Source organism: Micromonospora sp. CA-240977 (assembly GCF_050942285.1).
Classification (GTDB): domain Bacteria; phylum Actinomycetota; class Actinomycetes; order Mycobacteriales; family Micromonosporaceae; genus Micromonospora.
Genome location: NZ_CP192055.1, coordinates 5,039,567 through 5,063,603, shown reverse-complemented (window position 1 = coordinate 5,063,603; position 24,037 = coordinate 5,039,567). Strand labels below are relative to the sequence as shown.

Here is a 24,037-nt window from a genome sequence, read left to right as displayed (position 1 = left end):
TCGCGCTCACACCTCGGGCAGGCCCACGTAGTTCTCGGACAGGCTCCTGGCGTACGCCTCGGAGGTGGCGACGTACCTCAGCGTGGCGGTCTGCAGCTTCGTCTCGTACGGGTCGTCGCGCTCCAGCCGGTGCAGCATGGAGGTCATCCACCAGGAGAAGTGCTGGGCCCGCCAGACCCGGCGCAACGCCGTGGCCGAGTAGCCATCCAGCAGATCGGTGCGGCCCCCGTCGTACCACGCGGCGAAGGCGTCCCCGAGCAGCGCGACGTCGGCGAGGGCAAGGTTCATGCCCTTCGCGCCGGTGGGTGGGACGATGTGCACGGCGTCCCCGGCCAGGAACAGCCGCCGCCACTGCATCGGCTCGACCACGAAGCTGCGCATCCCGGTGATGGACTTCTCCAGGATCGGTCCCTCGTTGAGCGACCATCCCGGCACCGTCTCCAACCGGGCCCGCAGCTCCGTCCAGATCCGCTCGTCCGGCCACGCGGCGATGTCCTCGTCCGGCGCGACCTGCAGGTACAGCCGAGAGATCTCGGGCGAGCGCATGCTGTAGAGGGCGAAGCCCCGTTCGTGGTTGGCGTAGATGAGTTCGTCCACCGCCGGCGCCGCGGCGGCGAGGACGCCCAACCAGGCAAAGGGGTACGCCCGCTCGTAGGTGGTCAGCACCCCCTCGGGCACCGCGCCGCGGCTCACCCCGTGGAACCCGTCGCAGCCAGCCACGAAATCGCAGTGCAGCTCCTCTTCCCTCCCGTCCCGTCTGAAGTGGACGACCGGCGCGTCCGAGTCGAGACCGGCCAGGCGTACCGCGTCGGCCTCGAAGAGGATCGCGCCACCGGCCGCGAGCCGGGCGGCGATCAGGTCTTTGACCACCTCCTGCTGCCCGTAGACGGTGATCGCCCGCCCGGTCAGATCTGCCATCGGCACCCGGTGCGACTCCCCGGCGAAGCGCAGCTCGATGCCCTCGTGGCGCAGTCCCTCCCGTCGCAGCCGCTCACCGACGCCGCTGCGGCAGAGCAGATCGACCGAGCCCTGTTCGAGGACCCCGGCGCGGAGCCGGTGCTCGACGTGGTCGCGGCTGCGGCTCTCCAGCACCACGGACTCGATTCCGCGCAGGTGCAGCAGGTGCGACAACATGAGCCCCGCCGGCCCGGCGCCGACGATGCCGACCTGGGTACGCATTCCCGGCATGCTCCTCTCCTCCCGGCGTCAGAACGGGTACCGCGTGATGGTGCCCTGCACGGTGAGCCACTGGGTCTCGGTGAACGCCTCGACGTTCGCCGCGGGCCCACCGAACCGGGAGCCGGTGCCGGACGCCCCCACCCCACCGAACGGCGCCACCGCCTCGTCGCTCACCGTCTGATCGTTGATGTGCACGATCCCGCTGGGAATCCGGTCGGCGAGGGCCATCGCCCTCATCACGTCGCGGCCCAGGATTCCCAGCGACAGGCCGTACTCGGTCTGCCGGGCCAACTGCACGGCCTCGTCCTGGTCGGCGAAGGTGATCACCGGCGCGACCGGGCCGAAGACCTCCTGGGCGTACGCCGGGGTCGCGGGGGTGACGTCGGTGAGCACCGTCGGCCGATAGAACAGCCCCTCGTACGTGCCCCCGGCCGCCAACCGGGCACCCGCGTCGACGCTCGCCGTGACCAGTGCATGGACCTTGTCGCGCTGGCGCTCGTCGATGATCGGTCCGAGCGCCACCTGCTCCTTGGCCGGATCGCCGACCGGCAGGTGGTTCGCCTTCTCCGCCAGCCGCTCGACGTACCGCTCGGACAGACTCTCGTGCACCAGGTGCCGGCCGGTGGTCATGCAGATCTGGCCCTGGTGCAGGAACGACCCCCAGGCGCCGGCGGAGACCGCGAGGTCCAGATCGGCGTCGTCGAGCACGATCAGCGCCGAGTTGCCACCGAGTTCGAGGTGCGCGCGTTTGAGGTGGCGTGCCGCCGCCTCGCCGACCTTGCGGCCGGCAGCGGTGGACCCGGTGAAGCTGACCACCCGTACGTTCGGGTCGGCCACCAGCGCCTCCCCGACCTCGACCCCGCCGGGAAGGACGTGCAGCAGCCCGTCGGGCAGGCCGGCCTCCTCGAAGACCCGGGCGATCGAGACACCGCCGCAGACCGCCGTGCGCGGATCGGGCTTGAGCACCACGGCGTTGCCCAGCGCCAGGGCCGGGGCGACGGAACGGGTGGCCAGGATGAGCGGGAAGTTGAACGGCGCGATGACCCCGACGACGCCGACGGGCAACCGGCGAGCCAGGCTGAGCCGCGGTTGCGCGCTCGGGATGATCTCGCCGAGCGGGTGCGAGGCCAGCGCCGCCGCCTCGTAGCACTCCTGCGCCGCGGTGTCGGTCTCGACGCCGGCCTTGGGTGGGATGGACCCGGACTCCCGCACGATCCAGTCGCCGATCTCGGCGGCGTGCCGCTCGAACAGCTGCCCGGCCCGGCGCAGCACCGCGGCCCGCTCGGCATAGCCGGTGGCGGCCCAGGCGCGCTGGGCGGCGGCGGCGCGGGCGCAGGCGCGCGTCACGTCCGCGGCGTTCGCCACGCCGACCTGGCCGATCTCTTCGCCGGTGGCGGGGGATCGCACGGGTGCCGTGCCGCCGGCCGGTTCCACCCAGCCGTCGCTGTGCAGGGTGCCCTGCCAGGTCGTGACGTCCAGCAGTGTCATGGCGGTCCTCCTCGGAGCGTGGGGCCGGTGGGCTGGTCCCGGGGTGACCGGGCGGACTTCCGCTCACGAAGGGCCCGAAGGTGTTCGCTTACCGAACGGCCGTTCTCTCCATGAACGTTGGCACGTGGCCCGGCTCGCGTCAACGCATCGCCCGGCGTGATTGCCGCGCACTGTGGACGGCGGGTCCGGCCTGTCGTTGACGGATGTCGTTCCCCGTCGTACGTTCGAGATGAGTACGGCAGTCCGCATAGCGAACGGCTGCGGCGGCATGGTTCGGGCGGGAGGCGGGAGGCCCATGGCGAAGCTCGTCTCGCTGGCAGACGGCGTGGCGGACCTGGTCCGCGACGGCGATGTGGTGGCCCTGGAAGGGTTTACCCACCTCATTCCGTTCGCCGCCGGTCACGAGATCATCCGCCAGGGGCGGCAGGATCTGACCCTCGTGCGGATGACCCCCGACGTCATCTACGACCAGCTCATCGGGGCGGGCTGTGCCCGTCGCCTGGTCTTCTCCTGGGGTGGCAACCCGGGTGTCGGGTCGCTGCACCGCTTCCGGGACGCCGTGCAGCACGCCTGGCCACGTCCACTCGACCTGGAGGAGCACAGTCACGCGGGCATGGCCAACCGGTACGTCGCCGGGGCGTCCGGGCTGCCGTTCGCCGTCCTGCGCGGCTACACCGGCACCGACCTGCCCGGGCACACCACCAACATCCGGCCCATCACCTGCCCGTTCACCGGCGAGACGCTGACCGCCGTCCCCGCCCTGCGTCCGGACGTGACGGTGGTGCACGCCCAGCGCGCCGACCGGAACGGCAACGTGCAGATGTGGGGCATCACCGGCGTGCAGAAGGAGGCGGTGCTCGCCGCCCACCGGTCACTGGTCACCGTCGAGGAGATCGTGGACGAGTTGCAACCCGTACCCGGGCAGGTGATCCTGCCCGGCTGGGCGGTCACCGCGGTGGCCGAGGTGCCCGGAGGCGCGCACCCCTCCTACGCCCACGGCTACTCGGTGCGGGACAACGACTTCTACCGGGACTGGGACGCCGTCAGCCGACACCGCGACACCTTCCGCGCCTGGCTGGACGAGCACGTGCACAGGGCCGGCGCGGCGGCATGAGTCAGCCCGGCGAGCGAGGGAACGCGATGGCGGACTGGACCGCGGACGAGATGATGACCGTCGCCGCCGCACGGCAACTACGCGACGGCACCGCCTGCTTCGTCGGGATCGGGCTGCCCAGCACCGCGGCGAACCTCGCCCGGGCGACCCACGCCCCGAACCTGGTGCTCATCTACGAATCCGGGTGCCTCGGCGCGAAGCCGGACCGGCTTCCGCTCTCCATCGGAGACGGGATCCTCGCCGACACCGCTGACGCGGTCGTCTCGGTGCCCGAGGTGTTCAACTACTGGCTCCAGCCCGGCCGGATCGACGTGGGCTTCCTCGGCGCCGCGCAGATCGACCGCTACGGCAACATCAACACCACTGTCGTCGGCGGCGACTACGACGCCCCGACGGTCCGGCTGCCCGGCGCCGGTGGCGCCCCGGAGATCGCCGCCTCCTGCGGCGAGGTCGTGGTGATCGTCCGGCAGGACCTCCGAACGTTCACCGAACGGGTCGACTTCGTCACCTCGGTCGGGTACGGGACGGGCCCGGGCGACCGGGAGCGACTCGGTCTGCGGGGCGGAGGCCCCCGAGTGGTGATCACCGACCTCGGCGTCCTCGAACCCGACCCGGTCACCTGCGAACTCACACTGACCCATCTGCACCCCGGCGTGACCCGGGAGCAGGCGCGGGCGGCCACCGGCTGGGACCTCGCCGTCGCCGGGGGACTGGCCACCGGTGCGCCGCCGACGGCACGCGAACTCGAGGTGCTGCGGGCGCTGGAGGCGACGAAGTCCGACGGGAGACGACAATGACCACTCAGGACACCCGGACCAGCAGCGGCCTGGTGCTACCGCGGTACCGGCGCGACGACGTCGACGCGCACCCGCCCCTGCTCAGCCCCGGCTACAAGTCGACAGTGGCGCGGGCGCCGAGACACCCACTGGTCTACCTACCGCAGCGGCTGACCGAGGTGACCGGGCCGTTGCTGGGGGAGGGGCGGGTCGGTGCGCTCGACCACGACCTGACCCGCCAGCACGACGGCGAGCCGCAGGGACAGCGGATCATCGTGCACGGGCGGGTCCTCGACGGTGACGGCCGACCGGTACCCCACACGCTGGTCGAGATCTGGCAGGCCAACGCCGCCGGTCGGTACCGCGACGCACGGGACACCTGGCCGGCACCGCTCGACCCCCACTTCGAGGGGGTCGGCCGGGCGCTCACCGACGACCAGGGGCGCTACCGGTTCATCACCGTGCAGCCCGGCGCCTACCCCTGGCGTAACCACGACAACGCCTGGCGGCCGGCGCACATCCACTTCTCCCTCTTCGGCCGAGCGTTCACCCAGCGGCTGGTGACGCAGATGTACTTCCCGGGCGACCCCCTCTTCTTCCAGGACCCAATCTTCAACTCGGTCCGTGACCCGAAGGCCCGGGAACGGATGATCGCCCGGTACGACCACGCCAGCACCGCACCGGAGTGGGCGCTGGCGTACGAATTCGACATCGTGCTGCGTGGCCGGGAGAGCACCCCTTTCGAGGACGAGGACGACGATGAGTGAGCGGTTGGGCGTCATGCCCGCGCAGACCGTCGGGCCGTACCTGCACATCGGTCTGCGCTGGCCCGACGGCCCGTACGTGGTGCCCGAGGGCACGCCGGGCGCGTTCTGGATCAGCGGTCGGATCGTCGACGGCACCGGGACGCCGGTGGTCGACGCGATGGTGGAGAGCTGGCAGGCCGACCCGGAGGGCCGGTTCGACCATCCGGACGACCCCCGGGGGGCCCGGCCGCCCGCGCTCGCGGGTTTTCGCGGATTCGGGCGGAGCGAGACCGACGGGCAGGGGTGGTACCGGCTGCTGACCGTCAAGCCGGGTGCGCTGCCCGAGCCGGACGGCGGCACCGAAGCCCCCCACCTGACCCTGTCGGTGTTCGGGCGTGGGCTGCTGCATCGCCTCGTCACCCGGCTCTACTTCCCCGACGAGTCGACGGCGAACGCCGCCGACCCCGTGCTGCGCAGCGTCGACGCCGACCGCCGTGACACCCTGCTGGCCAGTCCTGCCCCGGACGGGCTCCGGTTCGACATCCACCTTCAGGGCGACCATGAGACCGTCTTCTTCGCCCTCTGACGGCCTGCTCGGCGGCCTCTCCGGCACCCCGGACGTCGACGCGGAACTCAGCGACCCGGCCCTGCTCCAGGCGATGCTCGACGTGGAGGCCGCACTCGCCCGGGCCGCGGCGGACGCCGGCATCCTGCCCGTGCCGGCGGCCGAGGCGATCGCCGAGCAGTGCCGCGCCGAACGGTACGACCCGGCGGCGCTCGGCCGGGCCGCCGACGCCACCGGCAACCCGGTCGTCCCGCTCGTGCGGGAGCTGACCGCCGCCGTGCCGGAGCATGCCCGAGCCTGGGTGCATTCCGGAGCGACCAGCCAGGATGTGCTGGACACCGCGCTGGTCCTGGTGGCGGTGCGGGCGCTCGGGCCGCTGCTGGCTCAGCTCGACGTGGCAGTGCACGCCGCCGCCCGGCTGGCCGACGCCCACCGGGACACCGTGATGGTCGCCCGGACACTCGGGCAGCAGGCGGCACCCAGCACCTTCGGGCTCAAGGCCGCCGGCTGGTTGACCGGTCTGGTCCAGGCCCAGGACCGACTGCGTCAGGCCCGCGCCGCACAGCCCGCGCAACTCGGCGGCGCGGTCGGCACCCTGGCCGCGTTCGGCCCGGCCGGCGCCGAGGTCACCGAGCGGTTCGCGGCGCACCTGGGCCTCCCCCCGAGCCCGCTGCCCTGGCACACCCGCCGTCAACCCTGGCTCGATCTGGCCGCCGCCCTCGGTGGGGTCCTGGTGGCCGCCGGCAAGATCGCGCTCGACGTCGGGTTGCTCGCCCAGAACGAGGTGGGTGAGGTCGCCGAGGGCGGCGCCGGACGAGGCGGCTCCTCGGCCATGCCGCACAAGCGCAACCCGGTGGACTCGATCCTCGTCACTGCCGCGGCGCGACGCGGTCCGGGTCTCGTCTCCACCCTGTTCGCCACGGCGGTGCAGGAGCACGAACGGGCCGCAGGCGGCTGGCACGCCGAGTGGGAGCCGCTGCTCGATCTGCTGCACGTGGCCGGTGGCGCCACCGCCCGGTGCGCCCGGATGCTCTCCGGGCTGCAGGTCCGCCCGGAGCGGATGCGGGAGAACCTCGACGCGACCGGAGGCCTTCTGCTCGCCGAGGCGGTCGCCGCGCGCCTGGCGCCCGCCGTCGGTCGCCGCGTCGCACACGACCTGGTGACCCGCGCCGCCGCCGAACCCTCGTTCCGCGCCGCGCTGTTCGCCGATCCCGAGGTCCGCGCCCACCTGTCCGACACGGAGCTGGCCGAGGCGCTCGACCCGTACCGCTGGCTCGGCTCGGCCGGCCGGTTCGTCGACAGTGCCCTGGCCGCCGTCCCGAAAGCGGGCGGATGACCACCCGGTTGCACCTCACCGTCGACGGCCCGGCCGCCGCGCCGGTGCTGCTGCTCGGCAGCTCCCTCGGCACCGCCGCCGCGATGTGGGAACCCCAGGTGTCGGCGCTCGCCCAACGGTTCCGGGTCATCCGGTACGACCACCTGGGCCACGGGCGCTCGGCGGTGCCGCCCGGACCGTACACGCTGGACCTGCTGGGCCGGGAGTTGCTGCGGACGCTGGACCACCTCGACGTGCCGTGGGTCCACTACGCGGGGTTGTCCCTCGGGGGCATGGTGGGCATGTGGCTCGCCACGTACGCGCCCGACCGGGTGCGGCGGCTGGCGCTGCTCTGCACGTCGGCGTCGCTCGGCCCACCAGAGCAGTGGCGGGCACGAGCCGCGACGGTCCGGGCCGACGGCCTGCCGGCGATCGCCGACGCGGTGGTGGCCCGCTGGTTCACCCCGGCCTTCGCCGCCGCCCGGCCGGAGGTGGTCGCCACCCACCGCGCCCTGCTGACCACGACGTCGCCGGCCGGATACGCCGCCTGCTGCGAGGCGATAGCCGCGATGGACCTCCGACCCGACCTCGGCCGGGTCGCCGCGCCGACGCTTGTCATCGCCGGAGCGGACGACCCGGCCACCCCGGTGGAGCACGCCCGCGAGATCGTCGGTCGCATCCCACGGGCCCGGCTGGCGGTGGTCGACGCGGCGGCGCACCTGGCCAACGTCGAGCAACCCGAGCAGGTGTGCCGACTCCTGTTGGAACACTTCCACGAGGGGCGTGATGACGAATGAACGACCGCGAGCGGCACGAGGCGGGCATGACGGTACGTCGACAGGTGCTGGGTGACGCGCACGTGGACCGGGCGATCGCCGGCGCTGACGAGTTCACCGCCGACTTCCAGGACTTCATCACCCGCTACGCCTGGGGGGAGGTGTGGAGCCGGCCGGGCCTCGACCGGCGGACCCGTAGTTGCGTCACCCTCGCCGTACTCGCCACCTTGCACCACGACGAGGAGCTGGCGATGCATGTCCGGGCCGCGTTGCGCAACGGGCTCAGCCCGGAGGAGGTGGCGGAGGTCCTGCTCCAGGTCGGCGTCTACGCTGGTGTACCGGCGGCGAACCGGGCGTTCAAGGTGGCCCGGGAGACCCTGCGGCAGGAGGCCGGGTGAGCGTGAGCGAGGAGGCGACGAGGTCGCCGGAGTTCGTTCAGTCGCTGGAGCGCGGCCTCGCGGTGATCCGGGCGTTCGACGGCGAACATCCGCAGCTCACGCTCAGTGAGGTGGCCAGACGGACCGGGCTGACCCGGGCCGCGGCGCGCCGGTTCCTGCTCACCCTGGTCGAGTTGGGCTACGTGCACACCGACGGCCGGCTCTTCTCGCTGCGGGCCCGGATCCTCGAACTCGGCTACGCCTACCTGTCCAGCCTGAGCCTGCCCGAGGTCGCGCAGCGGCACATGGAGGCGCTGGTCGCGCAGGTGCACGAGTCCTGCTCGGTGTCCGTGCTCGACGGTGACGAGGTGGTCTACGTCGCCCGCGTGCCCACCAAGCGGATCATGACGGTGGGGATCAGCGTCGGCACCCGGTTCCCCGCGTACGCCACCTCCATGGGCCGGGTGCTGCTCGCCGCGCAACCGGTGGAGTGGCTGGACGACTACCTCGCCACCGCGCAGCTGCGGCCGCTGACCCGGCGCACCGTCACCGACCCGGCCAAGCTGCGCGCCGTCCTGACGAAGATCGCCACCCAGGGGTACGCCATCGTGGACCAGGAGTTGGAGGAGGGGCTGCGTTCGGTGGCCGCGCCGATCCACGGCGAGAACGGGTCGGTGATCGCCGCGGTGAACGTCTCCGCGCACGCCAGCCGAGGGTCCTTCGAGATGATCCGTCGAGAACTGCTCCCGCCGCTGCTGGCCGCCGCGAAGCGGATCGAGGAGGACATCCGGGGCGGCCTGAGCCGGACACCGACGGCCGACGCGCGCGGGCTCAGCTCGGCTTGAGGGCCGGCGCGGTGACCACCCGGGCCGGACGGCGCAGGTACCACTCGGCCACCGCAAGGTTGATCAACCAGCCGGCGACCACCAGCCCGGCCCGGAGATTCCCGTCGGGCTGCTCGCCGGTCGCGATGAGGTACGGCGCGTGGGTGAGCGCCTGGGTGCCGGCGCCGAGGCCGATCGCGTAGCCGCGCACCATCCACCTGCGGTGCCGGGCGATGTCCCGGCGGAGCGCGGCGGCGAGACCGACCAGGATCGAGCCGGCCATGGCCGAGCCGAAGATGAGCCGCATACCGGCGGCGTGGCGTCATGACCGGATGTGACGCCGTATCACTGGTCGGGACGGCGAGCCGCCGGATACTGGGATGGTGACCAGCCGTCGCCGCGCGCCTCACCGAGTCGACGCTGAGACGGCTGCGCCGGCTCGTGGAACCAGGAACGTCAGCGACTCGAGGGTGAGGAGTGATTCACATGCGGGGTACGAACTCGGCAAGCACGACGCGCGTGCTGGTGACCGGGGTCCGCGGCAAGACGGGGCTCCCACTGGCGGAACTGCTCGCGGCGCGGTCTGGTGTCGAGGTGCGCGGCGGAAGCAGCGATCCGTCCACGGTCCACCTCGACGGCGTCCGTCCGACCGCGTTCTCCTGGGACGATCCGTCTGGGTGGGCGGCGGCCAAGGACATCGACGCGGTGTACGTGGTCCGGCCGGACCGGGCGGACGCGCCGGAGCTGATTGGCGCGCTGCTGGCCGAGGTCCCCGCCCAGGCCCGGGTCGTGCTGCTCTCGGAGCGGGATCCGGACCACACCGGGCCGGACGGGTGGGCGCCGCGTGCGGAGCGCGCGGTACGGGACAGCGGCCGAACCTGGACGATCCTGCGCCCGAGCTGGTTCATGCAGGTGTTCACCGATCCGCGCTTCTACCGCGACCTGATCGTCGACGCCGGGGAGCTTCCCTTCCCCGCCGAGGACGCAACGGTGGCCTGGATCGACGCGCGGGACATCGCGGCCGTGGCCGAGCGGGCACTGCTCGACGGGGGGCACGCCGGTCAGGTGTACGAGCTCTCCGGCCCGGAGACACTGTCGCTGCCGCGCACCACGGAGCTGCTCTCCGCAGCCGCAGGACGGCCCGTGACCCACCGGCAGGTGACCATCGCCGAGGCGGTCGCCGGCATGAGCGGCTTCGAACGAGATCTCTCCGTATTGACATTCGAACGCGTCCAGGCGGGCCGCTTCGCGGAGGTGACCGAGACGGTCGAGCGGGTCACCGGACGGCCGGCGCGGACGCTGCGGACCTTCCTCGCCGACACCGGATCACTGACCGCATCGCGGTGACGTCACTACAGTGGCCTCCATGACCGCACGTCCGCCTCTTGCCGAGCAGTTCGATCTGCAGCCGCATCCCGAAGGTGGCTGGTTCCGGGAAACCTATCGGTCCGCTGTCGCGTTCGAGCCGGACGGCTACCCGGGCAGCCGTGCCGCCGCAACGGCGATCCTCTTCCTCCTCGAACCGGGTGACTCGTCGGCCTGGCACACCGTGCGGTCGGACGAAATCTGGTTCTGGCACTCGGGTGGCCCGTTGGCGCTGACCGTCGGCAGGGACAGTGTGCCGACAATCCTGAGTGCCGAGTGCCCGCAAATCCTGGTACCGGCGGGCGAGTGGCAGTCCGCGAGACCGGCGGGCGACGAGCACGTTCTCGTCAGCTGCGTGGTGAGTCCGGGCTTCGAGTTCGCCGACTTCCACATGTCGTGAGCAGCAGCACCGCCTCGTCGGTGCTGGTCGGCGGGGGCAGTCAGCGTTGACTGCCCCCACCGACCGATGCGCTACCGGGGTCAGGAAGCCCTTCGGCGCGGCGTCGACCTCGTCGGCGCGGGCGGCGGCGGCCGGGGTGGCCACTCCGCCGCTGCCACACGTCGCACCGACCTGGTTGCATTCATAGGACAAGCGGGCATGACAGGCGGAGGACCAATGGGCGGTTGGGGCAGCGGCAACTTCGACAGCGACACGGCAGCCGACCATCTGGGGAGCTTGACCCACCGACTCATCGCCGAAGTCGCCGAGGCGATGTCCGGCGACCCGGTCAAGATTGAGCCCGACGAATACTGGGGCGTCGCCGTGCCCTGCAACCTCGAACTGCTCCACCTCATTGCCCAACAGAACTACGTCGGGGTCGACCTGCCCGACTTGGACACCATCGCCGACTGGAAAACCAAGTTCCTGACCGTCTGGGACATGGCCATCGACGACCTGGGGCCCACACCCGACCACAAGGAACAGCGACGTGCACACCTCGTCCGAACCTTCGATCAGCTCGCCGAACTGGCCGAGGCCGAACAGGCGTAACGTTCCGGCCGTCCGCACCTCCAGGTCCATCAGACCGAAGACACCGCACTCGACCAGGACGCGATCATCCTGAGCGGCGACCAGCTCAGCCATGCGACAGAGAATAGAGCCGCCCCCAGGTGAGGCGCCTAACCCGGTGGGCACATCACCGGCCGTGCGTGCGCTCCGATCCGGGTAGGCGATCGCGGAGGAACTCGGCGATGTCGCCCCGCGCGGCCTTGGCCTGCGGCACCACGCCCGGCATGCTGAGGAACGCGTGCGTCGCTCCGGGATGTTCGGTGAGCCGCACGGGTGTCCCGGCCTGACGCAGCCGTTCGGCGTACGTACGTCCGTGATCGGCCACCGGGTCGAGTGTTGGCACCACCACGAGTGCAGGGGCCAGCCCACTCAGGTCGTCGGCCCGCAGCGGAGACACCGCACGAGCATCTGTTCCCGGCGGAACGGCCAATCGCTGGAACAGCCGCATCTGTGTGATGGTCAGGGTCGGGCTGTGGGCGTGCCGGGTCATCGAGGCGTGGTCGAACGCTGTCTCGGTCAGATCGAGAGCGGGGTTGACCAATACCTGTGCCCGCAGGAGCAGGCCGGTTTCTCTGGCCCGGATGGCGGCCAGTGCGGCAATCAACGCGCCGGTGCTTTCGCCGACCACCGCGGTCCGCGCCGGGTCGACTCCCCATTCCACGGCGTGCCGCACCAGGTGCCGCAGCACGTCCCAGCCGTCGTCGACGGCCGCCGTCAGTGGAGTCCCCGGAGCGAGAAGACGGTGTTCTACCGAGACGACGACCGCCGGCAACCGTGCGGCGAGGTGGCTGTTCACCCAGTCGCTCTGCACCGCCGTACCGACGAACCCGCCGCCGTGCACGTGCAGCACGAGCGGCAGGTCGGTACGCCCGCCGCCGTGTTTCGTCGACGGCCGGTACACCCGGACCCGAACCCGACGATCCGGCAGCGTCACCTCCTGCCACTGGATCGTGGCGGCGCGGTCCGGGAACCCGGTGACCACGCGGATGAGCCGGGACGCCCGCTTGCGATTCTCCGCGTCGCGGAAGGCGACCAACTCCTCGGTCGTCAACGTCAACCAGTCCCGCTCCTTCGCTAGAGCGTGCAGCACCCGGACACCCAGTGGTGGCCGTTCCGCGCCCGTGACGTCGTTCATGGCTCTCCTCGATCACAGTGTTCCGCTACCATGGGTAGCGAAACTGACAGTAGCATAATTGGTACCGTGCAGGCATGAGCCCAGCGACTCCCGCCGCCAAGCCGCCCGGGCGCCCACGCGTCGGCATCGACGCCGTGGTCTTCGCCGCGACGCTGAACACGGTTCACGAACTGGGCTACGCGGGCGCGACAATGGACCGCATCGCGGCAGCGGCGGGAGTCGCGAAGACGACGATCTACCGCCGATGGGAGTCGAAGGGCGCGCTGATCGTCGACTGCCTCCTCGACGCGTTCGGTCCGCTACCACTGGACAGCGATGATCGCGCCGAGATCCTGACCTCGACCATCCGTTGGATCGCAGCGAAGATCAGCGAGCCGGGGGTCGCCGCGGCGTTCGCCGGTGTGTTCGTGGACGGCGTCAGCGATCCGGTCCTGCGCAGGGTGCTGTCCACCCGCTTTCAGGCCCCATACCTGCGCACGCTTCAGGAAGCGGTGGGCGAGCCCGAGAACCGCGTCCTGCTCTTCATCGACACCGTCGTCGGAACCTTGCTCCACCGGATGGGCATGACCGGCGTGCCGATGATTGACGCGGACATCACCGCATTGAGCGAGATGGTTTTACACCACTTCGGCTGACGACGCCGACCAGCACCAGAACCCCGGTCAGGGCGTGCTGGAGAGCGGTCAGCGGACGCTGTCCTGTTCCACGCGCCCGTCGATCCGCCAGGTCTTCGGCCCCGAGGGTAACCACTCATCAGGCACGATCCAGAGGGCGAGGGCGACTCTGCTGGCCCTCGCCCGCGTTTCTGGAACACAGTTCGACGCCGGAGTGGCATGGCGAAGGTCCCGGTCGCTGGGGGACGTCCGCAACTTCCGCCGAGCGGGCGCGCTGGCGTGGTGGCGCTCGTCGGCCTGCTCGAGTAACGCCGCGATGGTCACTGGCCCCGCTTCGAGGAACTCCTGGTCAAGCTGGTCATGAGGTTCACGACGTTCGACCGGAGCACCTCGGCGTGCCGGCATGCGTTCCTGACGTCGGTGTACACCCATAGTCCTAGCAGCCGACCAATCCCGCCGCCGGCCGGCGCCGAGCTGAGTGGGCGTGGTGTGGCGCCCGGCCCGCCAGGGCAGTCGGCCCAGACGGTGGCGACCTGCTCGTCGCGCAGCGCCCGGTGCTCATCGAGGCGGCGTCCTGGACCCTGGGAGTCGGGCGAGGCCCCGGCCGCCGCAGCGGTCCGGGACGCAACCGTTTGCGCCACAGGTGGTTCCGGTCACCGCCATGCCGGATATCCGACGAATCAGTTTGGCGACGGTCAACGCTCTTCACCTCCTACATCACCTCTGACACTCTGCAATCGCCAAATAACCCAGTGGATAGGGCGGGTCCAGGGCGATGACGAAGCGTTGGTTGATCACGGGGTGTTCAAGTGGACTCGGTCGTGCTCTCGCGGCCCGGCTCGGGGCCGAGGGTGACCAGGTGGTGGCGACGGCACGACGGCCGGAGGCCCTGGACGGGTTGGTGGCTCGGTATCCGGACAACGTGGTGGCCGTCTCCCTGGACGTACGGGATCCGGAGGAGTGCGCCGCAGCGGTCGAGCGGGCGGTGGACGCCTTCGGCGGCGTCGACGTCCTGGTCAACAACGCGGCGTACGGTCAGTTCGGCACCTTCGAGGAGGTGTCCGACGCGGAACTCGCCGCGCAGTTCGACACCAACGTGTTCGGGCCGTGGCGGCTCACCCGCGCGGTGCTGCCGGTGTGGCGGGCGCAGCGCCACGGGCACGCCATCTTCGTCAGCTCGGTCGCCGGCATGGTTCCCTTCCCGGGCCTCGCCGCGTACACCGCGAGCAAGTTCGCGGTGGAGGGGGCGGCCGAGTCGCTGGCCGTCGAGGCTGGGCCCTTGGGGGTGAAGGTGACCATCCTGCAGCCGGGCGGCTTCGCCACCGGGTACAGCGCCAACTTGGTGATGCCGGAGCACCGCATCGCCGACTACACGCAGGTCGACGACGGCATGCTCGACGCGCTGCTCGGCATGAACACCAAGGCGGAAATCAACGCCCCCGAACTCTTCGCCGACGTGGTCTGGCGGCTCGGGCAGATGGACTCGCCGCCCCTGCGGCTGCCGGTAGGACCCGACACGGAGGCGTTCCTGCAACCCGCCTACGACGCCCGACGCAGCGAATATGACCAGGTGATCAAGGCGGGCCATCACACCATTACATGAGCAGGTGCGGCGACGACGCTGAAACCGCCGAGCGGGCGTCAGGGGCCGTACCTGCGAGACCGACAGCGTCAGGCGACCGGCCGTGCCGATGAGCGGATGTTTGCAGGCAGGAGGGGCTGGGGTACCGCCCGCGCATGTTCGAAGGTTTCACCGACGAGCGGATCGACGTCGGAGATGTGGAGCTGCGGGTCCGGTACGCCGGACAGGGTCGCCCGGTTCTGCTCGTCCACGGGCATCCGCGTACCGGATCGACGTGGCACCGGGTCGCGCCGCGACTGGTGGATCATGGATTCACGGTGGTCTGCCCGGACATGCGCGGCTACGGACAGTCCGGAAAGGCGCAGATCCGCCCCGACCACTCCCAACAGTCCAAGCGCACGGTGGCCGGCGACATGCTCCGGTTGATGAACGCGCTCGGCCATCCGACGTTCGCCGTGGTCGGGCACGACCGCGGCTGTTATGTGGCGTTACGCCTGGCGCTGGATCATCCCAACGCGGTCAGCCGGTTGGTGGTCATGGACGGTGTACCCATCAGCGAGGCCCTCGCCCGATGCGACGCGAGGTTCGCCCGAGACTGGTACCACTGGTTCTTCTTCGCCCAACCGGAGAAGCCAGAGCGTGCCATCATGGCCGACCCCGATGCCTGGTACGACAGTGCGGAGCCCGAGCGTATGGGGGCCGAGAACTATCGGGAGTTGCGGGAGGCCATTCACGATCAAGCAACCGTGCGGGCAATGTTGGAGGACTACCGCGCCGGCCTCGGCGTGGACCGGGAGCATGAGGAGGCCGACCGGCGTGCCGGCCGCACCGTCCGTTGTCCGACGCTTTTCCTGTGGTCGACCCGTGACGACATGGAAGATCTGTATGGCGACCCGCTCGCCGTCTGGCGACCTTGGGCCACAGACTTACGCGGCGAACCGATCCTGTCCGGACACCATGTCGCCGAGGAGAACCCTGACGACCTGACAGACGCACTTCACCGCTTCCTCGGATGACCGATGCCACTGTCCCGCATCCGCTTCTGCCGCCGACCACGCGCTGCGCCCTCGGCGCCCCGGTCGCGTTGACAGAACGTCGACCTCGCGCTGCTCGATGGAACAGTGCCGAAGCGGGCCCAAGGTGCCTGGGCGACGCCAGGGCCACGGGCCCGGGAGTGGGGAGCTGGGTGGGATGAAGCGACAGGTACGCCTGATGCGGTTGACCGGGGCGCGCGCCAACGGCGCGGTGGCGACGGGCGCGGTGGCTACCGGCGCGCAGGCTGCGGGGGCGGTCTCGCTCGGTGCCCTCGCCGTGAAGCGCTGGCCGTCGGGGCCGTGGCCGTCGGGGCGTTGACCATCGGGCGGCTGGCGATCCGCCGGGCGGTCGTGCGGGAGCTGCGCGTCGGCCGGTTGGAGATCGACGAGTTGGTGGTGCACAGCCGACCTGCTGCCGAGGGATAACCCACTCCGGCGGCGGGCCGAACCGTCGTCAGCGATGCGTTGGGACGGCGCCGGTGCGCGTCGGCGCCGCCAGGTGATGTGAATGGTGCGCGCCTGGCGCGGCAAGCCCGCGCCGATGACCAGAGCGCGCCGGACGCGCCCACCCCTGCGCGGCGGGCGTCACTTGACGAGCACGTCACGATGACCCTATGAGATCGCGCCGTCACCTCGTGTTATTGATCACCGGACTGCTGGTCGCTGTGCTGGCCACCTCCTTCGTCGTTCTGCGGTGGGACTCGGCCGACAGGATCGCGACTGCGGTGTCCGCGCTGGCGGGGATCGGCGGTGTGGGCGTGGCCTTCTGGGCCGCCCTCCCGGCGGCCCGGTCCGGAGTCCACGCCCGCGAGACGGGAATGGCCCGGGCGCGGGGCACGGGGTACGCCAACTCGGGCATCGACGCCCCGGCCGGCGACACCACGCCGATGAAGGCCTCCCGCACCGGGGACGCCACGGCCGGCGACGGTGGACAGGCGATCAGCGGAATCGTCCGTCGCCGCCGATGAACCGGGATCACTCCGACGCGCTGACCTCGGCCGGGTACGCCCTCACCAACACCGGTGACGCCTGGGCCGACGCCCCGGGCAGCGTCGCCATCTCCGGGTACGTCGACGGCGACGTCATTCTCGGGCAGCCGCACTATCGACTGACCGCCCTGACCGGCGAGGCGCCACGGCCGGCGGAGACCCTGCGTCTCGCCGAGTTGCTCGACGCGCGGCATCGGGTGGTCCGCTTCCTCGGTCGGGACGAGGAGCAACGGTCACTGCGGGACTGGCTGACCGGCACGGGCACCGGGTCGGACCGCGCGGTCCAGCTGATCCACGCGCCGGGCGGGCAGGGCAAGACGCGCCTCGCCGACCAGGTGGCGGAAACGGCTCGTCAGGCCGGCTGGGAGGTCCTGCGGGCCCACCGCGATCCGGGGGAGCCGGATCGCGCCGCGACGCGCGGGCCACGCCGGGTCGCCGGCGGGCTCCTGGTGCTGGTCGACTACGGCGACTGGTGGCCCGCCAGCGACCTGCGCGCGCTGTTCACCGATCCCCAGCTGCACCGCGAGGGCCCGGTGCGGGTGCTGGTGCTGGCCCGATCCGTGGGGTACTGGTGGCAGGCGTTGCGGCACTGGCTGCGGGCCACCCTGGGCATGACTGTCGGCGAATTCGCGCTGGCTCCGTTGGCACCCGACCTGGACACCAGAAGGCGGCTCTTCCACACCGCCGCCGCCCGCTTCGCCACGCTCGTTCCGCATTCCCGAATCGACGCGGTGCGCGTACCGAATCTGGCCGACCCGGCGTACGGAGCGGCGCTGAGTCTCCAACTGGCCGCGCTGGTCGCGGTCGCGGTCAGCCACGATCCGACTTTGCGGGTGCCGTCCACGTTGGTCGACATGTACGGCTGCCTGCTCGACCGTGAGGTCGGGCACTGGCAGCAGTTGCTGGCCGGCGACGGCGGCACCCGCGCAGCCGAGCAGCTCGACCGCGCCGTTCTCGCCGCGATGCTGGCCGGTCCCGTCCCGTACGACGTGGGCCGGGCGATCCTGCACTGCGCCGATGTGGGCGAACCCGGCAGGGTGGCCGAGGTGCTGGCCAACCACTCGACCTGCTATCCGCCCCGGGAAGCCGGGTGGGTGCTGGAGCCGTTGCAGCCCGACCGGCTCGGGGAGGCGTACCTGGCGCTGGCACTTCCCGGTCACCGGTGGTCGTCGTACGCTGCGCGGCCGTGGGCGCTCGGGGTCGTCCGCGCCCTGCTGCGCGGTACGGGCCTGCCCGCCGCGCAGGCGGCCCGGGTCCGGGCTGGCGCGCTCACGGTGCTCGTCGAGGTGGCGTCCGGCTGGCGACACGTGGCCGACACGGTGGTCCTGCCGGCCCTACGCGACGACCCGGCGCTCGCCACCGCCGCCGGCGGGGCGGTGCTCGCGAAGATCGTCGACCTGCCGGGCGTGGACGTCGACCTTCTGGCGCGGATCGAGCCCTTCCTGCCGCCGCGGCGGCACATCGACTTCGACAACGTGGCGCGCGAGGTGGTGTCCCGCCTCACCTCGGCCCGCCTGACCCGGCATCAGAGCCCGGTCGAGCGGGCCCGGTTGCACATCGCGTACGGGCGCCGGTTGGCCACCGCCGGGGACCGCGAGGCAGCGCTGGAGCAGGCCGACCTGGCCGTCGCGGCCGGCGAGGCCGCGGTGGCGGCCGACGCTTCGGCGGAGACGTCCGCACTGCTCGCCCTGGCCCTGCATCTGCGGGCACACCGACTCGCCGCCGTGAACCACTATCCTGCGGCGTTGGGCAGTGCGGAACGGGCCGTGGAGCTGCTCGCCCCGCTCGCCCGGGAAGCGGGCGACGAGGCCGGGTCGATCCGGTGGGCGCTCGCGGAGGCGCTGGACAACCTCGCTCTCCGCCTGTCGAACGTCGAGTCGCACGAGAAGGCCGAGGTGGCGGGTCGACGAGCTGTCGAGTTGTTCAGCGGTGGTCGCAGGACGGCACGGGGTGAGCGGGGCCTGGCCGGGGCGCTCACCAACCTGGCGGTGATCGAGGCGCATCGGGGCCGGGGCGTGGAGGCGCTGGCGACCGTCCGTCGGGCGGAGCGGATCTGGCGCCGCCTCAGTGACGACGAGCCGTCGGTGTACCTGCCCGAGTTGGCGCTCGCCCTGAACACCGTCAGCCTGCGCCACGCCGAACTGGGGCAGGTGAGCGCCGCGGTAACGGCTGCCGAGGAGGCGGTGGGCATCTTCCGCGACCTCGTCCGAGCCAACGCGGTGGCCTTCGAACTCGACCTGGCCGCCGTGCTGGCGAACCTGAGCGGGCACCTCTGGCAGTTGGGCCGTCGCGCCGAGGCGTTCCAGCACAACGCCGAGGCCGAGGAGATCTTCGGCCGCTGGGGCGGGGCGAATCCGCAGGCGTATTCCCTGCACCTGCGCCACCTCCGCGAGAACATCGCGGCGATGCGCGCCAAGCAGTCTCCGGTCGACCTGCGCCGCTGGGAGCTGGGCGCGCAGTCGTTCAACAGTTGACGGCGGGCCGATCACGTACCCGGCGTTCGTGCGCACACCGTGGGGCACTCAGGGCCGTAGCGGGACGTGGTCTTGCAGTTGTTGCCACCGGGTGCAAGGCAGAGAGTCGCCGGGTCAGTGGGCCGCGCTGTCGCGGATATAGCGGGGCAGGTTCAGCCACCAGGTGGCGGCCTGTCGCAGCGGGGCGGGAATGCGCGGGTCGGTGCGCAACTGCCGGAGCAGGGTCTCGTCGCCGTTAATGCCGACGCCGTAGATGACCGCGTCGAGTACGTCCCAGGCCCTGTTGACGGTGGACGGCCCGGTCAACTCCCCGAGTGGCCTGGTCAACGAGTCTGGCGGAGGGTCCGCCGTCGAAGTGTCCGACGCCGGGCGGCGGCGATCATCACCTCGGAAGGGACGCCGACGGCGACGGTAAGCCGTTCGGCGAGGGCCCGTTGGTCCGGGCCGCCGAGGAGCCTGTTCGCCGTCGGCCAGTAGCCGGTTGGCGATGTGTCGGCCGATGCCCTGGCAGCCCTCGATCGCCCAGACCCGGTGCGGCCACTGCCTGGCGTACTTTCGCTCGCCGTGTAGCCGAATTGTCTCGCGGAATTAATCAGCCGCGCTTTGCAACGGTGCCGCTGCCAAGCTGCCACATTTCGTAGTTCCCGCATTCTGCGGTTATCTCGGCCGTCGCCTGAGCCGCGGTGAAGAAATCGTCGACCATCGGCGAGGTGCGCGATGCCGCCACCGCGAGGCACACCTGCTCGGGCGCCAGATCCGGGATGGGCACATAGCTGACGTCCGGATGTGAGTAGAACACGGTTGCCGAACGGGCCAGGAACGAGATGCCTCGGCCGGCCGCGACATGCTCGAGTGTCTCGTCCACCCCGCGTACCAGGTATCCGGCGTTAGGGTGCGGGCGCCTGGTGGGCTGCGTGCTCGTGTCCATATGCCAGACCAGCGGCTCGCCGGCCAGGTCGGCCTCGGTGATCTGCTCCTTGCCGGCCAATCGGTGGCCGGCGGGCAGCACTGCCACACGAGGTTCGGTGTACAGCGGGGTGACGCGTAGGCCGGTCTCGTCGATGGGCAGCCGCACATAGGCGACATCGATGCGGCCGTCGAGCAGCATCGTGGCCTGGTCGTCCCATTCGATCCGCTGCACGTCCACGATCACGTTCGGGTGCTGGGTGGCGAACTCCCGTACCGCAGGGGTGAGCGCAATGCCCGCCCGGAAGCCGACCGTCAGCCGCTGGCTGCCCCGTGCGGCCACGGTCACCCGGTGGCGGACCGCGTGCGCGGAGGCCAGCAGCGGGCCGGCGTCGGTCAGCAACTGCCTGCCCGCATCGGTCAGCATCACGCCGTGGCTGTCCCTTGTCAGCAGCGGGGTGCCGAGATCCTGTTCCAGGGCGCGGATCTGCCGGCTGAGCACTGGCTGCGCGATGTGCAGCTCCTCGGCGGCGCGGCCGAAGTGCAGCTTCTCGGCGACGGCGACGAAGTAGCGCAACTTGCGCAGGTCGAGATCCATGGAGCCTCCCGGTATGGCGATGCCTTCAGGGTATCGCAACCGCTGAAAGAGGTCTTGGACAGCGACTCAGGCCAGTGGCACGCTTAATGCGTACCTGATGGGGGCGGCGCAAATTCCGTATAAGAATTCGCCCTCGGACCTGGTAGTGCGGCCCGCAACCGACATGGGCACCTGATGAATCGATCCGGGTCCGCCACGTCATTCGACGGCATCGATGACATAACCGTCAACAACGGCGATCCGGCCAACCATCGAAACACAGTCTGTACAAAGTCTTGCGAATGCAAGACTGAACTTCAATTAAACGGAGTGATCGTGGGAAAGCTCGATGGCAAGGTAGCGGTGATCACCGGTGGATCCACCGGCATGGCACTGGCCGGCGCCAAACTGTTCGTCGAGGAAGGAGCGCACGTCTTCATTCAGGCCCGGCGGCAGGAAGCACTGGACGATGCCGTCAAGTTGATCGGCCGCAACGTCACCGCCGTCCAGGGTGACGCGGCCGAACTGGACGACCTGGACCGCTTGTACGATACCGTCAAGCGGGAAAAGGGCTCGATCGACGTGCTGTGGGCCAGTGCCGGGATGGGTGAACCCGCTGTCCTCGGCGAGATCACCGAGGAACAGTTCCACCGCGCCTTCTGGCTCAACGCGCGCGGCACCCTGTTCACCGTGCAAAAGGCACTGCCGCTTATCAACGACGATGGCTCGATCCTCATGACCGGATCCAACGCCTCCCTCGGCGCCTTCCCTGGCTGGAGCCTCTACGCGGGAAGCAAAGCCGTCCAGCAGGCATGGGCCCGGGTCTGGCTCAACGAACTGCGCGACCGCAAGATCCGGGTCAACGTCCTGACTCCCGGCCAGGTCGCCACCGCCAAACAGGAAGAACTATTCGACGAGGCAACCAAGGCCGCATTCGAGTCCCTCATCCCCCGAGGCAAGATGGGCCGCCCCGAAGAAATCGCCACCGTCGCCCTTTTCCTCGCCTCCGCCGACTCCAGCTACGTCAACGGCCTGGAACTGGTCACGGATGGCGGCACCACCGCCATCTGAACCACACACCAGGCGCTCGCTGCCGCCCGCCGTCGAAATGCGGGGCCACCTCACGCTCTCGTCGGCATGCAGCCCTGGGACCGTGCACACCAAGGGAAGTCGCCGCCGGTCTCCTGCGCCTGCCCTGGCACGAACAAACAGAATGACACCCTCGAGAACAGGAAGAGAGCACACCTCATGAGCAGCATCACCCTTATCGGTACGGGGAACATGGCCCGCGCCATCGGCACGCTCGCCGTGGCGGGCGGCAACACCGTCGAGGTCATGGGACGCGATCAGTCCAAGGCCGATTTGCTGGCCAAGGCTCTGGGCGGCGGCTCGACGACGGGCAAGTGGGGCGCCGTCCCGGCCGGGGACGTCGTCATTACGGCCCTGTTGTACGGCGGTGTCGTTCCGGTCGTCGCCGAGTACGGAGACGCCCTCGCGGGCAAAATCATCGTCGACATCAGCAACCCCTTCAACGCCTCGTTCGACGGACTGGCCCACAGCGAGGAGACCTCGATCGCGCAGGAAGTCGCCAAGGTGGCCCCGGCCAGCGCCAGCGTGGTAAAGGCATTCAACACCATCTTCCGTAATGTCCTGGAGAAGGGCCGGCCCAACGTCTTCATCGCTGGCGACAATGTGCAGGCCAAGGCGGGCGTGGCCGCATTCATCGAAAGCCTCGGGCTGCGCCCTCTGGACGTCGGCGGCCTGAAAATGGCGCACTGGCTGGAAGGAATGGGCCTGATCACGATGGGCCTCGCCGGCAACGGGGTTGGCCACTGGGACTTCGCCCTCGGCGTCAATGAATTCACCGGCTGATCCCCCCGCCGAGCAGTCGGCGAACAGAGCCCTCTGGATTCCGGCGGCCCGGAGACGGCGCATTGACCGGCAGAGGTAGTCCCGCCCGCACCACCACTTCTCGCGCCACATCATTGACAAGGAATAGCAGCATGCGCGTTTTCGTCACTGGCGGGACCGGCCATTCCGGTTCGTACATCATCCCCGAGCTCATCGCCGCCGGGCACGAGGTCACCGGCCTGGCCCGGTCGGACGCGGCCGCGGCGGCGCTGTCCGCGCTGGGCGCGAAGGTGCGCCGCGGCGACCTCCAGGACCTCGACGGGCTCCAGGAGGCCGCCGCGGACTCCGACGGCGTCATCCACGTCGCGCACCGGCAGGACCTGCTTGTCTACGGCGGGATCGACGCCGTGGCCGCCGCGGAGGTCCCGATCATGTTCGCGTACGGCGAGGCACTGGCGGGAACCGGAAAGCCGCTGGTCGCGGCGGGGAGCATAGGCTCGCCAGGGAACCTGGGCCGGCCGGCCACGGAGGAGGACCCGGCCCTTCCCGGCGGCGATGAGCACAAGGGCACCCTGCGGGCTCGTAACGTCGTGGAAACCGCCGTGGTCGGCCTCGCAGAGCGGGGAGTGCGGTCTTCGGTCGTGCGGATTGCCAACATCGCGCACAGCACGACCGATCGTGCCGGGTTCCTCCCCACACTGATCGCGCTCGCGAAGGAGAAGGGTTTCGTCGGCTACCCCGCAGACGGCACGAACCTGTGGAACGCCGTGCACGTCCGCGATGCCGCCTCCGTGTTCCGCCTGGCGCTGGAGAAGGGGCCGGCCGGCAGATACTGGCACGCGGTCGGGGACGGCGGCATCCCGTTCCGCGAGATCGCCGAGGCGATCGGCGGCCGCCTGGGCCTGCCCGTCGTAAGCGTTCCCGCGGACGTCCTGATGGTGCCGGGATACTTCGGGTTCCTCGCGAACATCGTCACGCAGAGCTACCCGGCGTCCAACCTCATCACCCGCCGAACCCTCGGCTGGGAACCCACTCAGCCCAGCCTGCTCGCCGACCTGGACAACGGCCATTACTTCCCCGCCAGCTGACGGCAGGGACCCGATCTCCAGGGGACTGGCGGATCGGTTCGGCAGCGACGGGCGCGGAGCGGAGCCGGCTCGGCGAGTGCGTGGATCGGGTACCCAGGCCGGTTTCGCGGGTAGGCCGACAGTCAACTTCGGCGGGCGGATTCCGGGGTACGGCCGACAACGAGAAGACCAGCGATGATGGCGATGCGGGCATGACCCACTCGGAAACGATCAACAAGGCGTCGGAACCTTGTTGATGTTCCTAGCCGGTCAT

The 24,037-nt window shown here is 70.6% G+C and carries 26 protein-coding genes; 20 read left to right on the top strand and 6 right to left on the bottom strand.

The annotated features are described in order from the left end of the window. Positions 1 to 6: 6 nt before the first annotated feature. Both ACQPWW_RS22795 and ACQPWW_RS22790 read right to left on the bottom strand, forming a co-directional pair. A complete protein-coding gene (locus ACQPWW_RS22795) occupies positions 7 to 1,188 on the bottom strand; it encodes a 4-hydroxybenzoate 3-monooxygenase (protein WP_433125402.1) in 1,182 nt (393 codons plus the stop codon). An 18-nt stretch (positions 1,189 to 1,206) separates the two neighbouring features. After that, positions 1,207 to 2,667 carry a benzaldehyde dehydrogenase gene (locus ACQPWW_RS22790; RefSeq protein ID WP_433125400.1) on the bottom strand — a complete coding sequence of 487 codons (1,461 nt, stop codon included), beginning with the start codon at positions 2,665 to 2,667 and terminating at the stop codon, positions 1,207 to 1,209. 295 nt (positions 2,668 to 2,962) lie between these two features. On the opposite strand from ACQPWW_RS22790, the gene ACQPWW_RS22785 reads away from it, so the two are divergent. The 8 genes from ACQPWW_RS22785 to ACQPWW_RS22750 are packed head-to-tail and all read left to right on the top strand — an operon-like array spanning position 2,963 to position 9,181. Continuing rightward, entirely contained in the window at positions 2,963 to 3,781 is an 819-nt protein-coding gene (locus tag ACQPWW_RS22785) for a CoA transferase subunit A (RefSeq protein ID WP_433125398.1), read from the top strand. Positions 3,782 to 3,807: 26 nt separating this feature from the next. After that, positions 3,808 to 4,578: a CoA-transferase subunit beta gene (locus ACQPWW_RS22780; RefSeq protein ID WP_433125396.1), complete on the top strand. Its 771-nt coding sequence runs from the start codon at positions 3,808 to 3,810 to the stop codon at positions 4,576 to 4,578. Beyond that, positions 4,575 to 5,324: a protocatechuate 3,4-dioxygenase subunit beta gene (gene pcaH / locus ACQPWW_RS22775; protein WP_433125395.1), complete on the top strand. Its 750-nt coding sequence runs from the start codon at positions 4,575 to 4,577 to the stop codon at positions 5,322 to 5,324. The genes ACQPWW_RS22780 and pcaH overlap by 4 nt, the downstream gene beginning before the upstream one ends. Beyond that, positions 5,317 to 5,889, top strand: a complete 573-nt coding sequence (gene pcaG / locus ACQPWW_RS22770; protein WP_433125394.1) for a protocatechuate 3,4-dioxygenase subunit alpha — start codon at positions 5,317 to 5,319, stop codon at positions 5,887 to 5,889. The genes pcaH and pcaG overlap by 8 nt, the downstream gene beginning before the upstream one ends. Next, positions 5,864 to 7,204: a 3-carboxy-cis,cis-muconate cycloisomerase gene (pcaB, locus tag ACQPWW_RS22765; protein ID WP_433125392.1), complete on the top strand. Its 1,341-nt coding sequence runs from the start codon at positions 5,864 to 5,866 to the stop codon at positions 7,202 to 7,204. The genes pcaG and pcaB overlap by 26 nt, the downstream gene beginning before the upstream one ends. Then, positions 7,201 to 7,980, top strand: a complete 780-nt coding sequence (gene pcaD / locus ACQPWW_RS22760) for a 3-oxoadipate enol-lactonase (protein ID WP_433125391.1) — start codon at positions 7,201 to 7,203, stop codon at positions 7,978 to 7,980. Before pcaB ends, pcaD begins: the two co-directional genes overlap by 4 nt. Next, positions 7,977 to 8,357, top strand: coding sequence for a 4-carboxymuconolactone decarboxylase (gene pcaC, locus ACQPWW_RS22755; RefSeq protein WP_433125390.1), 381 nt, complete (start codon positions 7,977 to 7,979; stop codon positions 8,355 to 8,357). Before pcaD ends, pcaC begins: the two co-directional genes overlap by 4 nt. Further along, on the top strand, positions 8,354 to 9,181 hold the full coding sequence (locus ACQPWW_RS22750; RefSeq protein WP_433125388.1) for an IclR family transcriptional regulator: 828 nt from the start codon (positions 8,354 to 8,356) through the stop codon (positions 9,179 to 9,181). The genes pcaC and ACQPWW_RS22750 overlap by 4 nt, the downstream gene beginning before the upstream one ends. On the opposite strand, the gene ACQPWW_RS22745 is transcribed toward ACQPWW_RS22750, so the two are convergent. Further along, positions 9,168 to 9,467, bottom strand: a complete 300-nt coding sequence (locus ACQPWW_RS22745) for a DUF2306 domain-containing protein (RefSeq protein ID WP_433125386.1) — start codon at positions 9,465 to 9,467, stop codon at positions 9,168 to 9,170. The genes ACQPWW_RS22750 and ACQPWW_RS22745 overlap by 14 nt on opposite strands. A gap of 179 nt (positions 9,468 to 9,646) precedes the next feature. Between ACQPWW_RS22745 and ACQPWW_RS22740 the strand changes: the two genes are divergently transcribed. The 3 genes from ACQPWW_RS22740 (at position 9,647) to ACQPWW_RS22730 (ending at position 11,516) form a co-directional block, all read left to right on the top strand. Beyond that, positions 9,647 to 10,507, top strand: coding sequence for a hypothetical protein (locus tag ACQPWW_RS22740; RefSeq protein ID WP_433125385.1), 861 nt, complete (start codon positions 9,647 to 9,649; stop codon positions 10,505 to 10,507). A 19-nt stretch (positions 10,508 to 10,526) separates the two neighbouring features. Beyond that, positions 10,527 to 10,925: a cupin domain-containing protein gene (locus ACQPWW_RS22735; RefSeq protein WP_433125384.1), complete on the top strand. Its 399-nt coding sequence runs from the start codon at positions 10,527 to 10,529 to the stop codon at positions 10,923 to 10,925. A gap of 216 nt (positions 10,926 to 11,141) precedes the next feature. After that, on the top strand, positions 11,142 to 11,516 hold the full coding sequence (locus ACQPWW_RS22730; RefSeq protein WP_433125382.1) for a DUF4259 domain-containing protein: 375 nt from the start codon (positions 11,142 to 11,144) through the stop codon (positions 11,514 to 11,516). Between the two features lie 145 nt (positions 11,517 to 11,661). Here ACQPWW_RS22730 and ACQPWW_RS22725 read toward each other — a convergent pair whose 3' ends face one another. Further along, the gene (locus tag ACQPWW_RS22725) at positions 11,662 to 12,669 is read right to left on the bottom strand and encodes an alpha/beta hydrolase (RefSeq protein WP_433125381.1); all 1,008 of its coding nucleotides are present in this window, start codon (positions 12,667 to 12,669) and stop codon (positions 11,662 to 11,664) included. Between the two features lie 74 nt (positions 12,670 to 12,743). On the opposite strand from ACQPWW_RS22725, the gene ACQPWW_RS22720 reads away from it, so the two are divergent. From ACQPWW_RS22720 to ACQPWW_RS22695, 6 genes are all read left to right on the top strand, one after another. Beyond that, positions 12,744 to 13,304: a TetR/AcrR family transcriptional regulator gene (locus ACQPWW_RS22720; protein WP_433125380.1), complete on the top strand. Its 561-nt coding sequence runs from the start codon at positions 12,744 to 12,746 to the stop codon at positions 13,302 to 13,304. Between the two features lie 754 nt (positions 13,305 to 14,058). Continuing rightward, positions 14,059 to 14,886, top strand: a complete 828-nt coding sequence (locus tag ACQPWW_RS22715; RefSeq protein ID WP_433125378.1) for an SDR family oxidoreductase — start codon at positions 14,059 to 14,061, stop codon at positions 14,884 to 14,886. 134 nt (positions 14,887 to 15,020) lie between these two features. Continuing rightward, positions 15,021 to 15,881 (top strand): alpha/beta fold hydrolase, encoded by an 861-nt coding sequence (locus ACQPWW_RS22710; protein ID WP_433125376.1) that lies wholly within the window; start codon positions 15,021 to 15,023, stop codon positions 15,879 to 15,881. Between the two features lie 175 nt (positions 15,882 to 16,056). Then, complete coding sequence (locus ACQPWW_RS22705) at positions 16,057 to 16,218, top strand: hypothetical protein (protein WP_433125375.1); 162 nt, start codon at positions 16,057 to 16,059, stop codon at positions 16,216 to 16,218. Positions 16,219 to 16,513: 295 nt separating this feature from the next. Beyond that, positions 16,514 to 16,867 (top strand): hypothetical protein, encoded by a 354-nt coding sequence (locus ACQPWW_RS22700; RefSeq protein ID WP_433125373.1) that lies wholly within the window; start codon positions 16,514 to 16,516, stop codon positions 16,865 to 16,867. Continuing rightward, positions 16,864 to 19,362 (top strand): hypothetical protein, encoded by a 2,499-nt coding sequence (locus tag ACQPWW_RS22695; protein ID WP_433125372.1) that lies wholly within the window; start codon positions 16,864 to 16,866, stop codon positions 19,360 to 19,362. Before ACQPWW_RS22700 ends, ACQPWW_RS22695 begins: the two co-directional genes overlap by 4 nt. A 114-nt stretch (positions 19,363 to 19,476) precedes the next feature. On the opposite strand, the gene ACQPWW_RS22690 is transcribed toward ACQPWW_RS22695, so the two are convergent. Both ACQPWW_RS22690 and ACQPWW_RS22685 read right to left on the bottom strand, forming a co-directional pair. After that, positions 19,477 to 19,689, bottom strand: coding sequence for a hypothetical protein (locus ACQPWW_RS22690; protein WP_433125371.1), 213 nt, complete (start codon positions 19,687 to 19,689; stop codon positions 19,477 to 19,479). Between the two features lie 265 nt (positions 19,690 to 19,954). Continuing rightward, positions 19,955 to 20,866 (bottom strand): LysR family transcriptional regulator, encoded by a 912-nt coding sequence (locus ACQPWW_RS22685; RefSeq protein ID WP_433125369.1) that lies wholly within the window; start codon positions 20,864 to 20,866, stop codon positions 19,955 to 19,957. 315 nt (positions 20,867 to 21,181) lie between these two features. Here ACQPWW_RS22685 and ACQPWW_RS22680 point away from each other — a divergent pair, with 315 nt between their 5' ends. From ACQPWW_RS22680 to ACQPWW_RS22670, 3 genes are all read left to right on the top strand, one after another. Continuing rightward, positions 21,182 to 21,916 (top strand): SDR family NAD(P)-dependent oxidoreductase, encoded by a 735-nt coding sequence (locus ACQPWW_RS22680; RefSeq protein ID WP_433125367.1) that lies wholly within the window; start codon positions 21,182 to 21,184, stop codon positions 21,914 to 21,916. A 177-nt stretch (positions 21,917 to 22,093) separates the two neighbouring features. Then, positions 22,094 to 22,717, top strand: a complete 624-nt coding sequence (locus tag ACQPWW_RS22675) for an NADPH-dependent F420 reductase (RefSeq protein ID WP_433125366.1) — start codon at positions 22,094 to 22,096, stop codon at positions 22,715 to 22,717. A gap of 131 nt (positions 22,718 to 22,848) precedes the next feature. Beyond that, positions 22,849 to 23,784: an SDR family oxidoreductase gene (locus ACQPWW_RS22670; RefSeq protein ID WP_433125365.1), complete on the top strand. Its 936-nt coding sequence runs from the start codon at positions 22,849 to 22,851 to the stop codon at positions 23,782 to 23,784. The last annotated feature ends 253 nt before the right edge of the window (positions 23,785 to 24,037 follow it).